This window comes from Fusicatenibacter saccharivorans, from assembly GCF_027667425.1.
GTDB lineage: Bacteria > Bacillota > Clostridia > Lachnospirales > Lachnospiraceae > Fusicatenibacter > Fusicatenibacter saccharivorans.
In genome coordinates this window covers 33061-52663 of the sequence record NZ_JAQEGR010000019.1, presented here as the reverse complement: position 1 = coordinate 52663, position 19603 = coordinate 33061, and the positions used below count along the sequence as shown (strand labels likewise).

At 49.6% G+C, this 19603-nt stretch carries 18 protein-coding genes and 4 tRNA genes; 15 read left to right on the top strand and 7 right to left on the bottom strand.

Annotated features, from left to right (window positions below; genetic code table 11):
• Positions 1-13 precede the first annotated feature (13 nt).
• The 4 genes from PGS38_RS15370 (at position 14) to pepT (ending at position 3290) form a co-directional block, all read left to right on the top strand.
• Complete coding sequence (locus tag PGS38_RS15370; protein WP_055217680.1) at positions 14-889, top strand: ABC transporter permease; 876 nt, start codon at positions 14-16, stop codon at positions 887-889.
• Between the two features lie 17 nt (positions 890-906).
• The gene (locus PGS38_RS15365; RefSeq protein ID WP_055228568.1) at positions 907-1665 is read left to right on the top strand and encodes an arginase family protein; all 759 of its coding nucleotides are present in this window, start codon (positions 907-909) and stop codon (positions 1663-1665) included.
• 79 nt (positions 1666-1744) lie between these two features.
• The gene (locus PGS38_RS15360; protein ID WP_022463104.1) at positions 1745-2056 is read left to right on the top strand and encodes a metal-sensing transcriptional repressor; all 312 of its coding nucleotides are present in this window, start codon (positions 1745-1747) and stop codon (positions 2054-2056) included.
• Between the two features lie 16 nt (positions 2057-2072).
• A complete protein-coding gene (gene pepT, locus PGS38_RS15355; protein WP_055217684.1) occupies positions 2073-3290 on the top strand; it encodes a peptidase T in 1218 nt (405 codons plus the stop codon).
• 123 nt (positions 3291-3413) lie between these two features.
• Here the strand turns inward: pepT and PGS38_RS15350 are convergent.
• From PGS38_RS15350 to PGS38_RS15340, 3 genes are all read right to left on the bottom strand, one after another.
• Positions 3414-3485 (bottom strand) — tRNA-Glu (locus PGS38_RS15350).
• A gap of 53 nt (positions 3486-3538) precedes the next feature.
• Positions 3539-3610 (bottom strand) — tRNA-Glu (locus PGS38_RS15345).
• Positions 3611-3663: 53 nt separating this feature from the next.
• Positions 3664-3735 (bottom strand) — tRNA-Glu (locus PGS38_RS15340).
• 202 nt (positions 3736-3937) lie between these two features.
• On the opposite strand from PGS38_RS15340, the gene PGS38_RS15335 reads away from it, so the two are divergent.
• The 3 genes from PGS38_RS15335 to PGS38_RS15325 all read left to right on the top strand — a co-directional run bounded on the left by PGS38_RS15335 (position 3938) and on the right by PGS38_RS15325 (position 8922).
• Positions 3938-4600: an HAD family hydrolase gene (locus PGS38_RS15335; protein WP_118641145.1), complete on the top strand. Its 663-nt coding sequence runs from the start codon at positions 3938-3940 to the stop codon at positions 4598-4600.
• Positions 4601-4722: 122 nt separating this feature from the next.
• Complete coding sequence (locus PGS38_RS15330; RefSeq protein WP_117805360.1) at positions 4723-6648, top strand: DNA gyrase/topoisomerase IV subunit B; 1926 nt, start codon at positions 4723-4725, stop codon at positions 6646-6648.
• A gap of 18 nt (positions 6649-6666) precedes the next feature.
• The gene (locus tag PGS38_RS15325) at positions 6667-8922 is read left to right on the top strand and encodes a DNA gyrase/topoisomerase IV subunit A (protein ID WP_270476404.1); all 2256 of its coding nucleotides are present in this window, start codon (positions 6667-6669) and stop codon (positions 8920-8922) included.
• A gap of 125 nt (positions 8923-9047) precedes the next feature.
• Here the strand turns inward: PGS38_RS15325 and PGS38_RS15320 are convergent, their stop codons facing one another.
• On the bottom strand, positions 9048-10448 hold the full coding sequence (locus PGS38_RS15320; RefSeq protein ID WP_118594540.1) for a citrate/2-methylcitrate synthase: 1401 nt from the start codon (positions 10446-10448) through the stop codon (positions 9048-9050).
• Between the two features lie 311 nt (positions 10449-10759).
• Here PGS38_RS15320 and PGS38_RS15315 point away from each other — a divergent pair.
• Positions 10760-10832 (top strand) — tRNA-Thr (locus tag PGS38_RS15315).
• A 192-nt stretch (positions 10833-11024) separates the two neighbouring features.
• Here PGS38_RS15315 and PGS38_RS15310 read toward each other — a convergent pair.
• The gene (locus tag PGS38_RS15310) at positions 11025-11672 is read right to left on the bottom strand and encodes an epoxyqueuosine reductase QueH (RefSeq protein WP_118594539.1); all 648 of its coding nucleotides are present in this window, start codon (positions 11670-11672) and stop codon (positions 11025-11027) included.
• A 110-nt stretch (positions 11673-11782) separates the two neighbouring features.
• Between PGS38_RS15310 and PGS38_RS15305 the strand changes: the two genes are divergently transcribed.
• The 7 genes from PGS38_RS15305 to asd all read left to right on the top strand — a co-directional run bounded on the left by PGS38_RS15305 (position 11783) and on the right by asd (position 18350).
• Positions 11783-12553: an ABC transporter ATP-binding protein gene (locus PGS38_RS15305; protein ID WP_118594538.1), complete on the top strand. Its 771-nt coding sequence runs from the start codon at positions 11783-11785 to the stop codon at positions 12551-12553.
• A complete protein-coding gene (locus tag PGS38_RS15300) occupies positions 12546-13391 on the top strand; it encodes an ABC transporter permease (protein WP_117812857.1) in 846 nt (281 codons plus the stop codon). Before PGS38_RS15305 ends, PGS38_RS15300 begins: the two co-directional genes overlap by 8 nt.
• Entirely contained in the window at positions 13288-13704 is a 417-nt protein-coding gene (locus tag PGS38_RS15295; protein WP_055217698.1) for a hypothetical protein, read from the top strand. Before PGS38_RS15300 ends, PGS38_RS15295 begins: the two co-directional genes overlap by 104 nt.
• Positions 13701-14639, top strand: a complete 939-nt coding sequence (locus PGS38_RS15290) for a DNA/RNA non-specific endonuclease (RefSeq protein ID WP_118594537.1) — start codon at positions 13701-13703, stop codon at positions 14637-14639. The genes PGS38_RS15295 and PGS38_RS15290 overlap by 4 nt, the downstream gene beginning before the upstream one ends.
• Before the next feature lie 71 nt (positions 14640-14710).
• Positions 14711-15604, top strand: a complete 894-nt coding sequence (locus PGS38_RS15285) for a recombinase family protein (protein WP_147398226.1) — start codon at positions 14711-14713, stop codon at positions 15602-15604.
• A gap of 193 nt (positions 15605-15797) precedes the next feature.
• On the top strand, positions 15798-17177 hold the full coding sequence (gene argH / locus PGS38_RS15280; protein WP_118594579.1) for an argininosuccinate lyase: 1380 nt from the start codon (positions 15798-15800) through the stop codon (positions 17175-17177).
• 87 nt (positions 17178-17264) lie between these two features.
• Entirely contained in the window at positions 17265-18350 is a 1086-nt protein-coding gene (gene asd / locus PGS38_RS15275; RefSeq protein WP_022463016.1) for an aspartate-semialdehyde dehydrogenase, read from the top strand.
• Positions 18351-18416: 66 nt separating this feature from the next.
• Here the strand turns inward: asd and PGS38_RS17875 are convergent, their stop codons facing one another.
• Both PGS38_RS17875 and PGS38_RS15270 read right to left on the bottom strand, forming a co-directional pair.
• Positions 18417-18509 (bottom strand): DUF6783 domain-containing protein, encoded by a 93-nt coding sequence (locus tag PGS38_RS17875; protein ID WP_369123061.1) that lies wholly within the window; start codon positions 18507-18509, stop codon positions 18417-18419.
• 67 nt (positions 18510-18576) lie between these two features.
• On the bottom strand, positions 18577-19587 hold the full coding sequence (locus PGS38_RS15270; protein WP_022463017.1) for a GGGtGRT protein: 1011 nt from the start codon (positions 19585-19587) through the stop codon (positions 18577-18579).
• Between the last annotated feature and the right edge of the window lie 16 nt (positions 19588-19603).

Genomic DNA, 19603 nt, shown 5'->3' with positions numbered 1-19603 from the left:
GAGGGAACGAAACGTGCGGTTAAATCCTGTATTTGAAAAAGAAATGAAGCGGAACTCGCGGTCATCGCGGATTTCCTGGATTATTTTTGTCTGCAATCTGCTGCTTGCCGTGGTTGCGTTTGTCTGCTATTTCGGGGAGAGCAGCCAGCTTGGCTATCTGGCACCGGTCAGCTACAGCGTTCCGATGAACTGCTATATTCTGATGACGTATCTTCTGTTTATTCTCGTTGTCCTTTCGGTTCCGGCGGTTGCGGGAGGAAGCATTTCGCTGGAGCGTGAGAAAAAAACGCTGGATGTGCTGCTGACGACGAACCTGAACCCGTGGAGAATCATTACGGGAAAGCTGGAGGCATCGCTTGGCGTTGTTCTGATACTGACGGTTTCGGCACTGCCGGTGCTGTCCCTTGTTGTGGTGTTCGGCGGTATCGGCCTTGGCGGACTGCTTCTGATGGCGGGAGGCCTTCTTCTGACCGGGATTTTTGTCGGCAGTATCGGCATTTTCTGTTCGGTTGTTTTTAAGCGGACCACACTGGCGACCGTTCTTTCCTATGTCATTGTCGTTTTTCTGGTCGTAGGAATATGCGCCTGCACGGGGCTTGCCTACTACGCAGGACTGCTGCAGCAGGAGATGACGGCAGCTTATCAGCAGATTGATGTAGGAGGTGTAATTTACCTTCTTCTTTTCAATCCGTTTACCTCGTTTGCGGGGATCATCAGCCGCCAGCTTGGGAATGGAAGAGAGATGGAACAGCTCTGCTATCTGCTTGGAAATTACGGACAGAATCCGCTGATCCATTATCTGCCGGAGGCGAGTGCCGTTCTGCAGCTTCTGATATCAGCCGTTCTTCTTGTGACGGCGGGAAGAAAGCTGAATCCATTAAATAAATAACAGGAGTAAAAGAGAAGATGAAACCATTTTGTTTTAGCCTTTCCGGAATTTATGAGTCCGAAGGATATGCCTGGGAGCAGGCGGGAAAGATCTGGGATCTAAGAGAGCTCCGGGGAACTGACGGTTATCTCGATCCAGAGACGGAGCAGTTTCTGGAAGCGGAACTTGGCCGAAAAAAAGAAACGAAAGAGCTGCCGCGGATCCGCCTTCTGGATTCCGGCAATTATCACTATATGAGCAAATTGCTGCTGGGACTTGAAAAAGAAGATTTGTTTTTAGCCGTATTCGACCACCATACCGATATGCAGCCGCCGGCGCTTCTTCCGGTGCTCTCCTGCGGTTCCTGGATCCGGGATGCTGCCGGGGCGTATCAAAACATCAAAGGAATCTGTGTGATCGGCCCGCCGGAGGCGTCGGTGCGGGAGACAGAAGCGATGGAGCATGTCTGGTTTGTGACACAGGAAGAGCTCGACGACGGAAGCGGAGCGGCGAAGATCAAAGAGATTTTTGCATCCCATGCGGGAACATTTCCGGTATATCTGTCGGTCGATAAGGACATTCTGTCAAAGGAGGAGCTTGATACGAACTGGGATCAGGGAAATGTGCGTGTGGATGAGCTGCTGTCCCTTGCAAAGGACTGTCTTGCGGGGAGAAAGGTGCTCGCGGTCGATCTCTGCGGAGAGCCGTCGGCGAACGCGCCGGAGGCGGAGTGCAGCGCGGCAAGTCTGGTAAACCAGAAGCTGTACGGCGCGCTTGCGGCAAAAATCGAAGATTGACAAAGTCTGGGCAAAAGAGTATCATAAATTCATACCCAGACGGGGTATATAGAGTGACGGAACACAAGGAGGAAACCTCATGGGTGAATGTTGTACACACTGCAGTGAATGCGACCGGAAAAAAGTGCGGGACGAAAAAGAATACAAAGATCTGATCCACCGTCTTTCGAGAATTGAAGGCCAGGTGCGCGGAATACGGGAAATGGTGGAGAGCGACCGCTACTGCGTCGATATCCTGACCCAGGTATCCGCGATCCAGTCTGCATTAAACAGCTTCAACAAGGTACTGCTTTCCAGCCACATCAAATCCTGCGTTGTGGAGGATATCCGGCAGGGAAAAGAAGGCGCCGTGGATGAGCTCTGTAAAACCATCCAGAAGCTGATGAAATAAGAAGGAGAAGAAGAAAATGAAAGCATATGAAAGATTACTGAATTATGTTAAAGTGCCGACACCGAGCAATGAGAAGAGCGGAACCCATCCGTCTTCCGAGTGTCAGAGAGTCCTGGCAGACCAGCTTGCAGAAGAAATGAAAGCGCTCGGTGTATCGGATGTCCGTGTAGAGGATAAATGCTACGTCTATGGAAAAATTCCGGCAACAAAAGGATACGAAGGAAAGACAAAACTGGGATTTATCGCACACATGGATACGGTATCTGATTTTGCAGATCATGCGGTAAATCCGATCGTACATGAAAATTATGACGGAAAGGATCTGAAGCTGGCTGACAGCGGAAGAACACTGGAGGTTTCGGTATTCCCGCATCTTCCATCCCTGGCCGGCAGAACGCTGATCACAAGCGATGGAACAACGGTGCTCGGTGCAGACGACAAGGCGGGCGTGGCAGAGATTATGACACTGGCAGAAGCCCTTCTTGCCGGAGAAATCCCGCACGGTCCGATTTCCATCGGATTTACACCGGATGAGGAGATCGGTGAAGGCCCTGACTTTTTTGATGTTCCAGGCTTTGACGCGGAGTTTGCCTATACCGTGGACGGCGGCACAGAGGGAGAAATCGAATTCGAAAACTTCAATGCAGCCGGAGCGAAATTCACGGTGACCGGATTTAACATCCACCCAGGCGGAGCAAAAGACACGATGATCAATGCAATCGCTGTTGCAAGCGAGATCCAGTCTCTTCTGCCGGAAGCAGAGTCCCCGAGAAATACCGAAGGATATGAAGGCTTCTATCATCTGACCAGTATGTCCGGCGATGTGGCACATGCCGAGTCCGAGTACATCATCCGTGATCACGATGCAGAGAAATTTGCAGCAAAAGAAGAGAATCTGCGCCGGATTGAAAAAGCAATGAATGAAAAATACGGCGAGGGAACGGTAAAACTGGAGATCAAAGAGCAGTACCGCAACATGGCTGAGAAGATCCGTCCTTGCTACCATCTGATTGAGAATGCCGAAGAGGCAGCCAGAAGAGCCGGCATGGAGCCGATTGTTCTTCCGATCCGCGGCGGCACAGACGGCGCACGCTTAAGCTTCATGGGTCTGCCGTGCCCGAACATCGGAACCGGCGGATATGCATGCCATGGACCGTATGAGCACATTACCGTTGAGGGGATGGAAAAGACGATGGCAATGCTGAAAGAACTGGTTAAGATCTACGCAGAATAAAAGAGTTGTCAGAAAAAAGGAAAAGTCCGGCAGAAAACTGCCGGGCTTTTTTACTGGCGTTTATGATAGGAAGAAAAAAATCAGCACAGCAAAAAACGGAGCCATGCAGGCTCCGTTTAAAAGCAGTTCGTAGGGGAATCGAACCCCTGTTTTCGCCGTGAGAGGGCGACGTCTTAGCCTCTTGACCAACGAACCATATGATATAGAACAGAATTTTTAAAAGAGAAGGAACTCTGTGAAACCTTCAACAGTTCGTAGGGGAATCGAACCCCTGTTTTCGCCGTGAGAGGGCGACGTCTTAGCCTCTTGACCAACGAACCATATGATATAGAACAGAATTTTTAAAAGAGAAGGAACTCTGTGAAACCTTCAACAGTTCGTAGGGGAATCGAACCCCTGTTTTCGCCGTGAGAGGGCGACGTCTTAGCCTCTTGACCAACGAACCGTACTCGCTTATAATACACGATGTCTGGAGAAAATGCAAGTGTTTTTTGAAAAAAATTTAAAAAATTTCAAAAAGTAGCGAAATTCGCATTTTACTTGCATTTTTTACCAGTTATGGTATGATAAAACAAACAAATGTTCTAAAAACAGAAATACGTTCTAAAAAGAAAGAAAAAAGATTAGAATAGAGAAGGAGAAGACAAATGAAACAGTACAAAGGAGCCATTTTTGATCTGGACGGAACACTGCTCGACTCGATGCGGGTCTGGGATGACATCGATATTGCATTTTTAAAGAAGAGAGGACTTGAGGTTCCGCCGGATTATCAGGAGGCGATTACACCGCTCGGCTTTCTGGAGGCTGCCCGCTACACGATCAGACGGTTCGGCTTTCCGGAAACGCCGGAAGAACTGATTCAGGAGTGGCATCAGATGGCGGTCGACGCCTATACGTATGAAGTGGAGTTAAAAGACGGGGCAGCAGAATATCTCCGCTATTTAAAAGAAAAAGGAATCCGCATGGCGGTTGCTACCTCATCGAGCCCGGAGCTGTATGAGCCGGCCTTAAAGAGAAATGGGATTTATGAGTATTTTAAAGCATTTGTCACCGTCTCGGAAGTAAAGCGCGGCAAGGGCTTTCCGGATATCTACGAGAAAGCGGCTGAAAAGCTGTCTCTTCCGCCGGAAACGTGTGTGGTATATGAAGATATCCTAACGGGAATCCGCGGCGCCAAAATGGGCGGATTTGCGGCTGTGGGCGTGTATGACAGAAGCGGGGAAGGAAACCGCGCAAAGATGGAGCAGGAAGCAGACCGCTACGTGACTTCTTTTAAGGAGCTGATGAACGGAGGAGATTCTTTCTTCTAAAGAAAATCTTGCTATTCCGGGAAGAAAAATGATATAATAAAATACTGTGCCCCCAAAATGGGACAGACAGAAGTATTTTTAAGAGAAAAAGACAGTAACACATAAGTGAGGATAGAACAGTTATGCCAAAAAAAGAAACGTATGATGCCAGCAGTATTTCCGTGCTGGAAGGTCTCGAAGCAGTGCGTAAGCGCCCTGGTATGTATATCGGAAGTACCTCGCGGAAAGGCCTGAATCATCTGATTTATGAAATTGTAGACAATGCGGTGGACGAGCATCTTGCGGGCTACTGCGACACCATTCACGTAACACTTGAAGCAGACGGCTCGGCGACCGTGACCGACAACGGCCGCGGAATCCCGGTCGGCATGCATGAAAAAGGCGTTCCGGCGGAGCGTCTCGTTTTTACAACCCTGCACGCCGGCGGTAAATTCGACAACAATGCGTACAAGACAAGCGGCGGTCTGCACGGTGTCGGTTCTTCGGTTGTCAATGCGCTTTCTACCTATCTTGACGTACAGGTCAGCCTCGGCGGCTGGGTTTATCACGACCGCTACGAACGAGGTGTTGCCGTACAGGAACTCGATGAGGATGGGCTGCTGCCGAAGATCGGAAAAACGAAGAACAGCGGAACCCGCATCAACTTCCTGCCGGATCCGGAAATCTTTGAGAAAACACGTTTTTCCGCAACAGAGGTCAAAAGCCGTCTTCATGAGACTGCATATCTGAACCCGGCGCTTACCATTTATTTTTCCGATCTGCGCGATGGAAAAGAGGAGCACCTGACGTATCACGAGCCGGACGGCATTGTTGGTTTTGTGCGCGATCTGAATAAGAATAAAGAGGCAATCCACGATCCGATTTATTTCAAAGGGGAATCTGAGGGCATTACCGTAGAATGTGCGTTCCAGTATATCAACGAATTCCAGGAAAACGTGCTCGGCTTCTGTAATAATATCTACAACGCTGAGGGCGGTACCCATATTTCCGGTTTCAAATCGACCTTTACGACGATTATGAACAGCTATGCCAGAGAGATCGGTGTCTTAAAAGAAAAAGACAATAACTTTACGGGATCGGATATCCGAAACGGTATGACCGCTGTTATTTCGATCAAGCACCCGGATCCGCGGTTCGAGGGTCAGACAAAAACGAAGCTGGACAACCCGGATGCGGCAAAGGCCGCCGGAAAAGTAACGGGCGAGGAGATTCCGCTGTATTTCGACCGCAATCTCGAAGTGCTGAAAAATGTTCTTGCCTGCGCTGAGCGATCTGCCAAAATCCGCAGAAGCGAAGAAAAAGCCAAGACGAATATGCTGACCAAGCAGAAATATTCGTTTGATACGAACGGCAAACTGGCAAACTGCGAGAAAAAGGACCCGTCGCTGTGCGAGATCTTTATCGTCGAGGGAGATTCTGCGGGCGGTTCCGCAAAGACGGCGCGTGACCGTAATTTCCAGGCAATTCTGCCGATCCGCGGTAAGATTCTGAACGTAGAGAAGGCTTCTATTGATAAAGTTCTGGCAAATGCCGAGATCAAATCCATGATCAATGCATTCGGCTGCGGCTTTTCCGAGGGTTACGGCAACGACTTCGATATCACAAAGCTCCGTTACGATAAAATTATCATCATGGCAGATGCCGATGTCGACGGTGCGCATATTTCAACGCTGCTGCTGACACTGTTCTACCGTTTCATGCCGGAGCTGATCTACGAGGGACATGTCTATATCGCGATGCCGCCTCTTTACAAGGCAATGCCGTCCCGCGGAAAAGAAGAGTATCTGTACGACGACAAAGCACTGGAAAAATACAGAAAGACACACAAAGAAAAATTTACGCTGCAGCGCTACAAAGGTCTTGGCGAGATGGACCCGGAGCAGCTCTGGGAGACGACACTGAATCCGGAGACGAGACTTTTGAAGCGTGTGGAGATCGAGGATGCCCGTATGGCCTCCGATGTGACGGAAGTACTGATGGGAACCGAGGTTCCGCCGCGGAAAGCATTTATTTATGAGCATGCAACCGATGCAGAGCTGGATATTTAACAGGAAGGACAAAGGAAGATGAAAGAAAAATCAGAAGATCAGATTATACGGACCGAATATTCTGAGGTCATGCAGAAATCTTATATTGATTATGCGATGAGCGTCATCATTTCCCGAGCGCTTCCGGACGTGCGGGACGGTTTAAAGCCGGTACAGCGCCGTACTCTGTATGACATGTATGAGCTCGGCATCCAGTACGACAAGCCGTTCCGAAAGTGCGCGCGTATCGTCGGCGATACGATGGGTAAATACCATCCGCACGGCGACAGTTCCATTTACGATGCTCTTGTCGTAATGGCACAGGATTTCAAAAAAGGGCAGCCGCTTGTGGACGGTCACGGAAACTTCGGGTCGATTGAGGGTGACGGTGCCGCTGCAATGCGATATACCGAGGCGAGACTGCAGAAAATTACACAGGAGGTCTATTTAAAGGATCTCGACAAAGACGTTGTCGATTTCGTACCGAACTTCGACGAGACGGAAAAAGAGCCGTCTGTTCTGCCGGTGCGCGTGCCGAACCTTCTGTTGAATGGCGCAGACGGTATCGCTGTCGGTATGGCAACAAGCATTCCGCCGCACAACCTGTGTGAGATTGTGGATGCGGTCAAGGCCTACATGAAAAACAACGACATCACCGTCAAAGGTCTGATGAAATACATCAAAGGACCGGATTTCCCGACCGGCGGTATTGTCGTCAATCAGGATGACCTGCTGTCGATCTACGAAAAAGGTGTCGGAAAGATTAAAATCCGCGGAAAAGTGGAAGTGGAGAAAGGCAGAAACGGAAAGCAGTATCTTGTGATCACCGAAATTCCGTACCCGATGATCGGTGCGAACATCGGAAAGTTCCTGAACGATGTGGCGGGGCTTGTGGAGAGCAAGAAAGCGCCGGAAATCGTCGACATTTCCAACCAGTCCTCGAAAGAAGGAACACGCATCGTGCTCGAACTGAAAAAAGGCGCGGATGTGGAGCGGATCACGAATCTGCTGTACAAGAAAACACGTTTGGAAGATACGTTCGGTGTCAACATGCTCGCCGTGGCAGATGGAAGACCGGAGACGTTAAGCCTTAAACAGGTGATCGAGCATCACGTTGATTTCCAGTTTGAAGTGGCAACCCGCAAATACCAGAACCTTCTCCGCAAAGAGATGGAGCGCCGCGAGGTGCAGGAAGGTCTGATCAAGGCATGCGATGTGATCGATCTGATCATTGAGATCCTGCGCGGAAGCAAGACACAGAAGCAGGTCAAAGAGTGTCTGATTATGGGAGTGACCGATGGTATCCGCTTCAAATCAAAGTCAAGTGAGCGTATGGCAGCACAGCTCTGCTTTACGGAACGCCAGGCAACGGCGATTCTGGAGATGCGTCTGCAGAAACTGATCGGACTGGAAGTGGAAGCACTCTTAAAAGATCATGAGGCGACTGTGGCGAAGATTACAAAGTACGAGGATATCTTAAATCATTACGACTCGATGTCGGAAGTTATTATGGAAGATCTGACGCAGATAAAAAAAGAGTACGGCCACAAGCGGAAAACGGCGATTGAGAATGCTGAGGCGATTGTTCTTGAGGAGCTGAAGGTCGAGGAGATGGATGTTGTCTTCCTGATGGACCGCTTCGGTTATGCGAAGACGATCGATACGTCTGCTTACGAGCGGAACAAAGAGGCTGTGCACAACGAGAACAAATATGTGTTCCAGTGCAAAAACACCGATAAGATCTGCGTCTTTACGGATCTTGGCATGATGCACAGCATCAAAGTAATGGACATCCCGTATGGAAGATTCCGTGACAAGGGAACGCCGATCGACAACCTTGGAAATTACAGCAGCCAGAAGGAGCAGATGATTTACGTCGATGCACTGGAAAATATCAAGAACAATAAGCTGCTGTTCGTCAGCGCGGCCGGTATGGTAAAACTTGTCGATGGATCCGAGTTTGATGTCGTAAAACGAACGATCGCGGCGACGAAGCTTTCATCCGAGGAGGACCATCTGATTCTTGCCGAGGTCTGCCAGGAGCAGGAGTATGTGGTTCTGCAGACGAAAAACGGTGTCTTCCTGCGCTTCCTTACGAGTGAAGTGCCGGAGAAGAAAAAAGCAGCCGTTGGTGTGCGTGGTATCCGTATGGCAGAGGACGACGCGGTAGAGCATGCGTATCTGCTGGCAAGCCGGATGGATTACACGATCACGTATCACGACAAAGAGATTTCTCTGACAGCGAAGATTAAGCTGGCAAAACGAGATACCAAGGGAACAAAGATCCGGGTATAACGCAGAGTTTTGTTTATAACCATGAGAAGCACGCTCCGCGGGTTTTTCGAGAGATCACTTGGCAATAAAAGGACACCTGCCCGATACCAGAACGGTACGGGCAGATGTCCTTTTTGCATAATTTTTTAGTTATTTGAAAAACTGTGGGAAGTCTTTCTTGGGGTTCTTCTTTCAATGGCAACGTACGGACGATGATGACCGACATATTTATAAGCCGGACGGATGATCTTTCCTTCGTTGACAAGCTCTTCGATCCGGTGTGCGGACCAGCCGGAGATACGGGAGATAGCAAAGATCGGGGTGTAGAGCTCTTTTGGAAGGCCAAGCATTGCGTAGACGAAACCGCTGTAGAAATCAACATTTGCACAGACTGGTTTGAGCAGACGGCGCTTTTTGGCGATACACTCGCCGGCAATGCGTTCTACAGACTCATAGAGAGCAAATTCTTTCTCGCGGTGCTTCTCAGCGGAAAGCTTCTTTGCATATTCTTTCAGAATCACACAACGTGGATCGGACAGGGTATAAACAGCATGGCCCATACCATAGATAAGACCGGTTCCATCGAATGTTTCACGATCAAGCATTTTGGTCAGGTAGGTGCGCAGTTCGTTTTCGTCTTCCCAGTTTGTAACATTCTCTTCAATATTTTCAAACATCTCCATAACCTTCAAGTTGGCACCGCCGTGGCGCGGTCCTTTTAAGGAACTTAAAGAAGCCGCAACAGCAGAGTAGGTATCGGTTCCGGAGGAGGAGACAACGTGTGTCGTAAATGTTGAGTTATTTCCGCCGCCGTGGTCTGCGTGAAGAATTAACGCAACATCGAGAACCTTTGCCTCCAGAGCAGTGTATTCTCCATCCGGGTGAAGCATCTGCAGAATGTTTTCAGCCATCGACAGCTCCGGTTTCGGATTTCGGATGATCAGGTTCTGGTTTTCGTGGTAGTGGCGGTATGCATGGTAGCCGTAAACGGCGATCAGCGGCATTTTGGCGATCAGACTCAAAGCCTGGCGGAGGACGTTCGGAATGGAAATGTCATCCGGCTTTTCGTCGTAGGAATACAGGGTCAGCACACAGCGCTGCAGAGTATTCATCATGTTTTTGCTGGTTGCCTTCATGACAACGTCGCGGACAAAAGTGTCCGGCAGCTCGCGGTAGATACTTAAAATTTCGTTGAAATCATTTAACTGCGGTTCTGTCGGAAGAGAACCGAACAGAAGAAGATAGGTAATCTCTTCAAAACCGAAGCGTCGTCCTTCCATACCTTTGATCAGATCTGCGACGTTATAGCCCTGAAAATAGAGACGGCCATCGGTCGGAACTTTTTCGCCGGTGCGCTCATCAATATCGAAGCCGATAACATCGGAAATTTCGGTCAGGCCGGTGAGAACACCTTTACCGGTGGAATCACGCAGTCCCCGTTTTACATCGTACTCAGTGTATAAAGATAAATCAATCTTTCCGGAATCTTTCGTATACTCTACAAGCTGACTGAGCTTGTCTTCCAGATTATCGTATTGCATGGTCATGACAACAGCCCCTTTCTTCCTTTAGTTAAAAACTATACTTACTTTTTTGGCGGTTGTCAATGCTTTTCTTTCAAAATACATTAATTTTTATAAGGAAAAGTGATGGTTTTCCTTAATTTTTGAAAGCAAGGACAAAGTTTATGCATAAAATTTGCGTCAGGGATGTGAAAACAACAAGGATGAAAACGGCAGGAAATCAGTGGGGCGGAACAAATTTTAGAAAAAGATTCATAAATTTCAAAAAAATGCTTGCAATTTCAAAAAAATACGGTATAATAATGATTGTGTCATTCAGAAAATGAATTTCACAGGCCGAAATAGCTCAGCCGGTAGAGCACTTCACTCGTAATGAAGGGGTCGTCAGTTCGAATCTGATTTTCGGCTTATTCTTTAGAAACCCGCAGGACGTAAGGTTCTGCGGGTTTTCTGGTATCATGAGAAATATGACAGAAATACGAACGCCCTTTGCAGGAAAAAGATCTGCTGCAAAGGGCGTTTGCTGTTACAAGTTTCAGGAAAATCAGTTCGTACAGCATATCCTGACGGAGCTTTTGGCCGGACACTTCAAAGAGCACATCAGCTGTTGCCATTTTCCTGTGCTGCCACCCGTGCGTCGCGTTCCCGGCGGGAAAAGACGCAGCCGCAGTAGTCCTGGCGGTAGAGGCCGTATTCGTGGGAAAGTTCGATGGAACGCTGGTAGCCGCCCCGTTTCTTGAAATCTGAATTGAGATATGGGATCCTGTATTCGGCGGCAAGCCGTTCTCCGATTTCATTCAGCTTTTCCGCGTTTTTCAGCGGGCTGATGGAGAGGGTTGTTGTAAAATAGTCGAGTTTGAGCTGCTTTGCCATTTCGGCCGCTTCGCGGAGCCGCATTTCATAGCAGACAAAACAGCGCTCGCCGCCCTCCGGCACATTTTCCATCCCGCGTGTCAGCTCATAGAACCGGTCAGAATCGTACGGTCCGGGGCAGAAGGAAATCGGATGCACGGCGGGAAGAGAATGGATCAGACGCTGCTGTTCCTCCACGCGGTGCTCGTACTCCGTCGGTGGATAGATGTTGGGATTATAGTAAAAGAGCGTAATGGAAAAATACTGCGACAGATATTCCAGCACGTAACTGCTGCACGGCGCACAGCAGCTGTGCAGCAGCAAGGTCGGAACTTCACCGTGAAGTCCTGCAATCTTCGCATCCAGCTCCTTCTGGTAATTTCTTTTATTGGTCATAATGTATCTTCAAACCTCCTGGTATCTTTCAATCCTTTCTATTATAGCCTCAGCGCGGCTGGGATGCAAGCTGCATATGATATCTTATAGATAGAGGAGGATGCAAAAAAATGGATGATCAAATCCTGTCATTAGAGCATATATCACTGTCCTATCACACCATGAAAGGAGAAACACCGGCGCTGTGCGATCTGACCTTTTCGGTAAAACCGGGGGAATTTGTTGCTCTTGTCGGACCGAGCGGCTGCGGAAAGAGCACGATCCTGAACTTGATTTCCGGTCTTTTAAAGCCGGAGGCGGGAACTCTGCTGAGCCGCGGACGGCCGATCACGGAGGCGGATCTCCATATCGGCTACATGCTGCAGAGAGACCACCTGTTTGAATGGCGGACCATCTACAGCAACGTTCTGCTGGGCCTTGAGATTTCGCGCACGCTGACACCCGAGCGGAAAGAAAAAGTTGGGGAGATGATGGAGACATACGGCCTGAAATCCTTTTCCAATGCCCGTCCGTCCGAACTTTCCGGCGGTATGCGGCAGAGGGCGGCACTGATCCGTACACTGGCGATGGAGCCGGATCTTCTGCTGCTTGACGAGCCGTTTTCCGCTCTCGACTACCAGACGAGGCTGAACGTCTGTGATGATATCGGAAAGATCATCAAAAAAGAGGGAAAGACAGCAATTCTCGTGACACACGATATTTCGGAGGCCATCAGCATGGCGGACCGTGTGATTGTTCTGGCGGCACGGCCGGCATATGTGAAAAAAAAGATTCCGATCCGGTTTGCGATGGAGGAGCGCACGCCGATGAAAGCGCGCAGTGCGCCGGAATTTAAAACGTATTTCAATGCCATCTGGAAGGAGCTGAATGAAAATGCGTGAGCAGGCAAAAACGCCGGAGAGCAGCTTTCAGAGGGCGTATCTCCGGCAGAAAAAAAGAGAACGGGAGCAGGTGCGGGTGTTTCGGGCTTTGCTTCTCGTCAGTTTTCTGGTATTATGGGAGGTGGCGGCGGATCTGAGATGGATCGATCCGTTTATCTTTTCCAGCCCTGTGCGGGTGGGAAAAACGTTCGTGACCCTGCTGACGGAGCAGAACCTTCTGCGCCATATCGGGATCACGGTGTATGAGACGGGAATCAGCTTTCTGCTCGTCTCGGCACTTGGCATGGCGTTCGCTGTGCTTTTGTGGCTCTTTCCGCGCTTTTCTGCGGTGATGGAGCCGTACCTGGTAGTCCTGAACAGCCTGCCGAAATCGGCGCTCGCCCCGCTTCTCATTGTGTGGATGGGGGCAAACGTGAAAACGATCATCACGGCCGGCATTTCCGTTGCGATATTCGGCTCGGTGATCAGCATTTACAGCAGCTTTCAGGGTGTGGAGCCGGATATGCTCCGCCTGATTGCAACACTCGGCGGAACGAAGAAGGATATGCTGTTCCGCGTCGTGCTGCCGTGGTCGCTTCCGGGGCTGCTCGCCGTGTGGAAGGTCAACATCGGCCTGTGCCTCGTCGGTGTTGTAATCGGAGAGTTTATCGGGGCAAGAGAGGGGCTTGGCTATCTGATTATCTACGGCAGTCAGGTGTTCAGATATGCACACGCAAGAGAAGGGAGGATGACAGATGATTGGAATCGTATGTCTGGAAGAACGAAGAGGAATGCAGTTTGGCGGACGACGCGTTTCGCGGGACCGCGTGGTAACGGAAAAAATCTGCGAACTGTGTGAGGGGAAAACGCTCTGGATGAATCCGGCTTCGGAAAAGCTGTTCGCGGAGCAGAAGGAGAGTGGGAAGGTAACACTTCAGGCGGCGGCAGATTTTCTGGAGCAGGCAGGCGAAGGAGAATACTGCTTTGTGGAGAATACGGGACTGCAGGCTGTGGAAGCGAAGATAGAGAAAATCATCGTTTTCTGGTGGAACCGGCATTATCCGTCTGACCGGAAATTCGACCTGGATCTTTCCAAATGGAATAAAGTGTCCGAGGAGGAGTTTGCAGGCTATTCCCATGAGAAAATAACGAAAGAGGTATATGAGAAATGAAAAAACCAAGAAAACAGCTTCTGCTGCTGGCGGCGCTTCTTGTTCTGACACTGACCGGCTGTGAGGCGCAGGATCTTCTCTCGACGGAGAGAGCAGATTCCGGTTCGGAGGTTACGGCCGCTTATACGATGACGGAATCCCAGATTACCGATCAGGCACCGACGGCCGTTTCAGTTCTTGATGTTTCGGAGTTTTCCGGTGAACCGTATGTCGTTTTAAACGGAAATGAGCCGGATTTTACCGATGAGGAAAAGACGACCGAGTCGTACGAGCATTACAGCAATCTGGACAGCCTGGGACGGTGCGGCGTGGCAGAGGCGAATATCGGCCAGGATCTGATGCCGACGGAGAAGCGCGGCGTGATCGGCCAGGTAAAGCCGACGGGCTGGCATACGGTAAAATACGATCAGGTGGAAGGTAAATATCTGTACAACCGCTGCCATCTGATCGGATACCAGCTGACCGGTGAGAATGCAAACGAGAAGAATCTGATCACTGGAACACGTTATCTGAATGTCGAGGGCATGCTGCCGTTTGAAAACATGGTTGCCGACTACGTCAAAGAGACCGGAAACCATGTGCTGTACCGCGTTACACCAATTTTTATCGGGGACAACCTTGTAGCGGACGGTGTGGAGATGGAGGCACTTTCCATGGAAGATGACGGCGAGGGCATTTCCTTCCATATCTTCGCATACAACAATCAGCCGGGCATCTCAATTAATTATGCAACGGGAGACAGCACGTTAAGCGAAAGCAGCGGAACGATGACGGATCAGCAGGAATATGTCATGAACACATCCAGCATGAAATTCCACCTGCCGTCATGCTCCAGCGTCAGCTCGATTAAGGATGAAAACAAGGCGACATATCAGGGACCGCGCGAGGACCTGATCGCCGAAGGCTATGAGCCGTGCGGACGGTGCAATCCGTAAAAGAAATTACAAAAAGAGGGTCGGAACTTTCCGGTCCTTTTTTCTATATAGTAAAGAGAAGCATCTGGAAAGTGAGACAGGAGATGGAAGAGGAGAAGCTGCGTGCGGTTTATTATGCAAGGTGCAGCACCGAGGAGGAAAATCAGAAGGATGCGCTGGTAAGGCAGGCGGCGGAGGCGGAAGAGGCAATCCGGGCAAGAGGATGGAGGCTTGTGGATGCCTACGTGGAGAGCCGCTCCGGTACGAGCCGGAAGGGCAGATGGGAATATAACCGCCTGTACGAGGATCTCGAGCAGAACAGGTTTGATGTCGTCGTAATCAAGTCGCAGGACCGCCTGATGCGGAACACGCGGGACTGGTATCTGTTCGCAGACCGCTTAAACTGCGCCGGAAAGCGGCTGTATTTTTATCTGGAGAACACATTCTATTCGCCGGAAGACGCGCTTCTGACCGGCATTAAGGCGATTCTGGCGGAGGAGTACAGCCGGGAGCTGAGCAAGAAGATGAATCTGGCGCACCAGAAACGGCAGCAGAATAATGGAAAGCCGGTGCTGACCTCAAAAAGTTATGGTTACCGGCGGACGGCAGACGGAGCGATTGAGATCATCCCGGAGGAGGCCGCAGTGAAGCGCCGTATGTACGAACTCTGTGCAGACGGTCTCGGCGGACGGAAAATTGCGGCGGTTCTGGCAGCGGAGGGCGTCCGCAGCCGCGCCGGAAAACCATTCTCTGGAACAGACATTATCCGCATGGTGCGGAATCCCATGAATAAAGGCACCGTAGTCATGAACAGGAAGCATTACGATTTTAACACCGGAAAAACGCTCCCTACACCGCCGGGCGGGCAGTACGTCTATGCGGGGAAAATTCCTGCTATCGTCTCTGAAGAGCTCTGGATAGCGGCAAATCGGGCGGCTGACGAGCGTCTCTGCCGCAAAAAGGTGGGCAAATCTGTTCAGACTTGACTGGGTAATCCTGTCCATCCTGATTCTCTGCCTCGTTGCGGCAGGATTGTACGGCATCTTGGGCTGGCTGGAAAAAAACTACACAAAACGCCGAAATTCGGGAAAGTAGGTGATTTGACTTGCAAAGGAAGGTTGGATGCTTGTATAATAATGCATGATAATTTAAAAAACTTACAGGAAAAGAGGAATGAAAATGGCACAGTTATGGGGCGGACGGTTCACAAAAGAGACCGACAAGTTAGTGTATAATTTTAATGCATCCATCAGCTTTGATCAGAAATTCTATAAACAGGACATCAAAGGCAGCATGGCACATGTAAAGATGCTGGCAAAACAGGGCATCCTGACAGAAGAGGAGAGAGACCAGATTCTTGCAGGACTGGAGGGGATTCTTGCCGATGTGGAGAGCGGAAAACTGGAAATCACCAGCGAATATGAGGATATCCACAGCTTCGTGGAGGCAAACCTGATCGACCGCATCGGAGACGCCGGAAAGAAGCTGCACACCGGAAGAAGCCGCAATGACCAGGTAGCCCTCGATATGAAACTTTATGTCCGCGATGAGATCACCGAGATTGATGCACTCGTCAAAGAGGTGCTGGTAACACTTGAAAAAATCATGGAAGAGAACATTCACACCTATATGCCGGGATTCACCCATCTGCAGAAAGCACAGCCGATCACACTGGCACATCACATGGGCGCATATTTTGAAATGTTCCGCCGCGACAGAGGCCGCCTTGCAGACATCTACAAGAGAATGAATTACTGTCCGCTCGGTTCCGGTGCGCTGGCTGGAACGACGTATCCGTTGGACCGCGCTTACACAGCAGAGCTGCTCGGCTTTGACGGCCCGACCTTAAACAGCATGGATTCCGTATCCGACCGTGACTATGTCATTGAGCTCCTCAGTGCTCTTTCTACGATTATGATGCATCTTTCCCGCTTCTCCGAGGAGATTATCATCTGGAATACCAATGAGTACCAGTTTGTGGACATCGACGACGCATACAGCACCGGAAGCAGTATCATGCCGCAGAAAAAGAATCCGGATATCGCAGAGCTTGTTCGAGGAAAAACAGGCCGCGTTTACGCAGCTCTGATGTCAATGCTCACCACTATGAAGGGAATCCCGCTGGCGTACAACAAAGATATGCAGGAGGATAAAGAGCTGACCTTCGATGCCATCGACACCGTAAAAGGATGCCTGGCTCTGTTCAATGGCATGCTTTCTACCATGTACTTCAAAAAAGACCGCATGGAGAACAGTGCAAAGAACGGTTTCACGAATGCAACGGACGCAGCTGATTACCTTGTTGGAAAAGGCGTTCCGTTCCGCGATGCACATGGCATTGTCGGCCGTCTCGTTCTGTACTGCATTGACAAAGGAATCTCCCTTGATGATATGAAACTCGAAGAGTACAAAGCGATCAGCCCGGTCTTCGAGGATGATATTTATGATGCCATCAGCATGAAGAACTGCGTAGAACGACGCAACACGATCGGTGCGCCGGGAGCAGATGCGATGCAGGCTGTCATCGAGCAGAATAAAAAATATTTACAGGAAAATTGAAAAAACAGTTGCAATTTTGAAAAAATTGGTATAGTATGACATGAGACGCACAAATGTACGCCACAGAAGAACAAGGAGATGAAACCAATGGAGCAGAAATTGAGAGTAGGAATTTTAGGAGCAACCGGTATGGTAGGACAGAGATTTATTTCTCTGCTGGAGAACCATCCGTGGTTTGAAGTTGTGACCCTGGCAGCAAGTCCGAGAAGTGCCGGAAAAACATATGAGGAAGCAGTCGGCGGACGCTGGAAAATGGATACTCCAATGCCGGAAGCAGTGAAAAAGCTCGTTGTGATGAATGTAAATGATGTAGAGCATGTGGCATCTACCGTAGATTTTGTATTTTCCGCTGTTGATATGTCGAAAGATGAGATCAAAGCGATTGAAGAAGCATATGCAAAGACCGAGACACCGGTTGTTTCCAACAACAGCGCACACCGCTGGACACCGGATGTTCCGATGGTAGTTCCGGAAATCAACCCGGAGCACTTCGATGTTATCGAGTTTCAGAAAAAACGTCTGGGAACCAAGAGAGGCTTTATCGCTGTAAAACCGAACTGTTCAATCCAGAGCTATGCACCGGTATTAACGGCATGGAAAGAGTTCGAGCCATATGAAGTGGTTGCAACCACATACCAGGCAATTTCCGGAGCAGGAAAAACCTTCAAAGACTGGCCGGAGATGGAAGGCAACATCATCCCGTTCATCGGCGGAGAAGAAGAGAAGAGCGAGCAGGAGCCGCTTCGTATCTGGGGTAAAATTGAAAACGGCGTGATCGTAAAAGCAACTGAGCCGAAGATCACCTGTCAGTGTATCCGTGTTCCGGTATTAAACGGACACACCGCAGCTGTTTTCGTAAAATTCCGCAAGAAACCGACGAAAGAGCAGCTGATCGAAAAACTGGAGAACTTCAAAGGCCTTCCGCAGGAGCTGAATCTGCCAAGCGCACCGAAACAGTTCATCCGTTACATGACAGAAGATAACCGTCCGCAGGTAACACTGGATGTCAACTACGAGAACGGTATGGGAATCAACGTAGGCCGTTTAAGAGAGGATTCCATCTACGACTGGAAATTCGTAGGTCTGTCCCACAACACGGTCCGCGGCGCAGCAGGCGGAGCAGTACTTTGTGCAGAGACACTGGTTGCAAAGAAGTTTATCGCTGCAAAATAATGCTTAGAATGATATAAAAAACGCCTCTGAAACGTTTTGGGTTCAGAGGCGTTTTTTGTGCATGGATCAAAAGAATATAGCATGTGTTTGAAACATCGTTCCTGCAATCTGCACGCCCAACTTTGCAGGATATCGAAAGCAGCAAAAAAGAAGCGCCATACGGGAAAATTCCCGCGGCGCTTCTTTTTTGCTCAAATAATTTTATTTACGCAAGGTTTGGCTAATCTTAGAATTTGCCAGCTTTTGCTGCCTCTTCAACAGCAACAGCTACAGCAACAGTCATACCAACCATTGGGTTGTTTCCTGCGCCGATCAGACCCATCATTTCTACGTGAGCCGGTACAGAAGAAGAACCTGCAAACTGAGCGTCAGAATGCATACGTCCCATAGTATCGGTCATACCGTAGGAAGCAGGACCTGCTGCCATGTTGTCCGGGTGAAGAGTACGTCCTGTACCACCGCCGGAAGCAACGGAGAAGTATTTTTTACCAGCTTCGATACGCTCTTTTTTGTAGGTACCTGCAACTGGATGCTGGAAACGAGTCGGGTTGGTGGAGTTTCCGGTGATGGAAACGTCAACGTTCTCTTTCCACATGATAGCAACGCCTTCGCGAACGTCGTTAGCGCCGTAGCAGTTAACTTTCGCACGCGGTCCATCGGAGTATGCTTTTCTGAATACTTCTTTCAGTTCTCCGGTGTAGTAGTCATACTCAGTCTCTACATAAGTAAAGCCGTTGATACGAGCGATGATCTGAGCAGCGTCTTTTCCAAGACCGTTCAGGATAACACGCAGAGGTTTCTGACGTACTTTGTTTGCTTTTTCAGCGATACCGATAGCACCCTCAGCAGCTGCGAAGGACTCATGTCCAGCCAGGAATGCGAAGCACTCGGTGTCCTCTTCCAGAAGCATTTTACCAAGGTTACCATGGCCAAGACCAACTTTACGCTGATCTGCTACAGAACCCGGGATACAGAAGGACTGAAGTCCCTCACCGATTGCTGCAGCAGCTTCAGAAGCTTTGCGGCATCCTTTTTTGATTGCGATTGCTGCGCCTACAGTGTAAGCCCATTTTGCATTCTCGAAGCAGATTGGCTGAATGCCTTCGATCATTTTGTATACATCAAGGCCAGCAGCTTTTGTAACTTCTGCAGCTTCTTCGATGGAGTTGATTCCGTACTCAGCAAGCTTAGCCAGAATCTGTTTCTCTCTTCTTTCATATGATTCAAATAAAGCCATTTTCCTATCCTCCTAA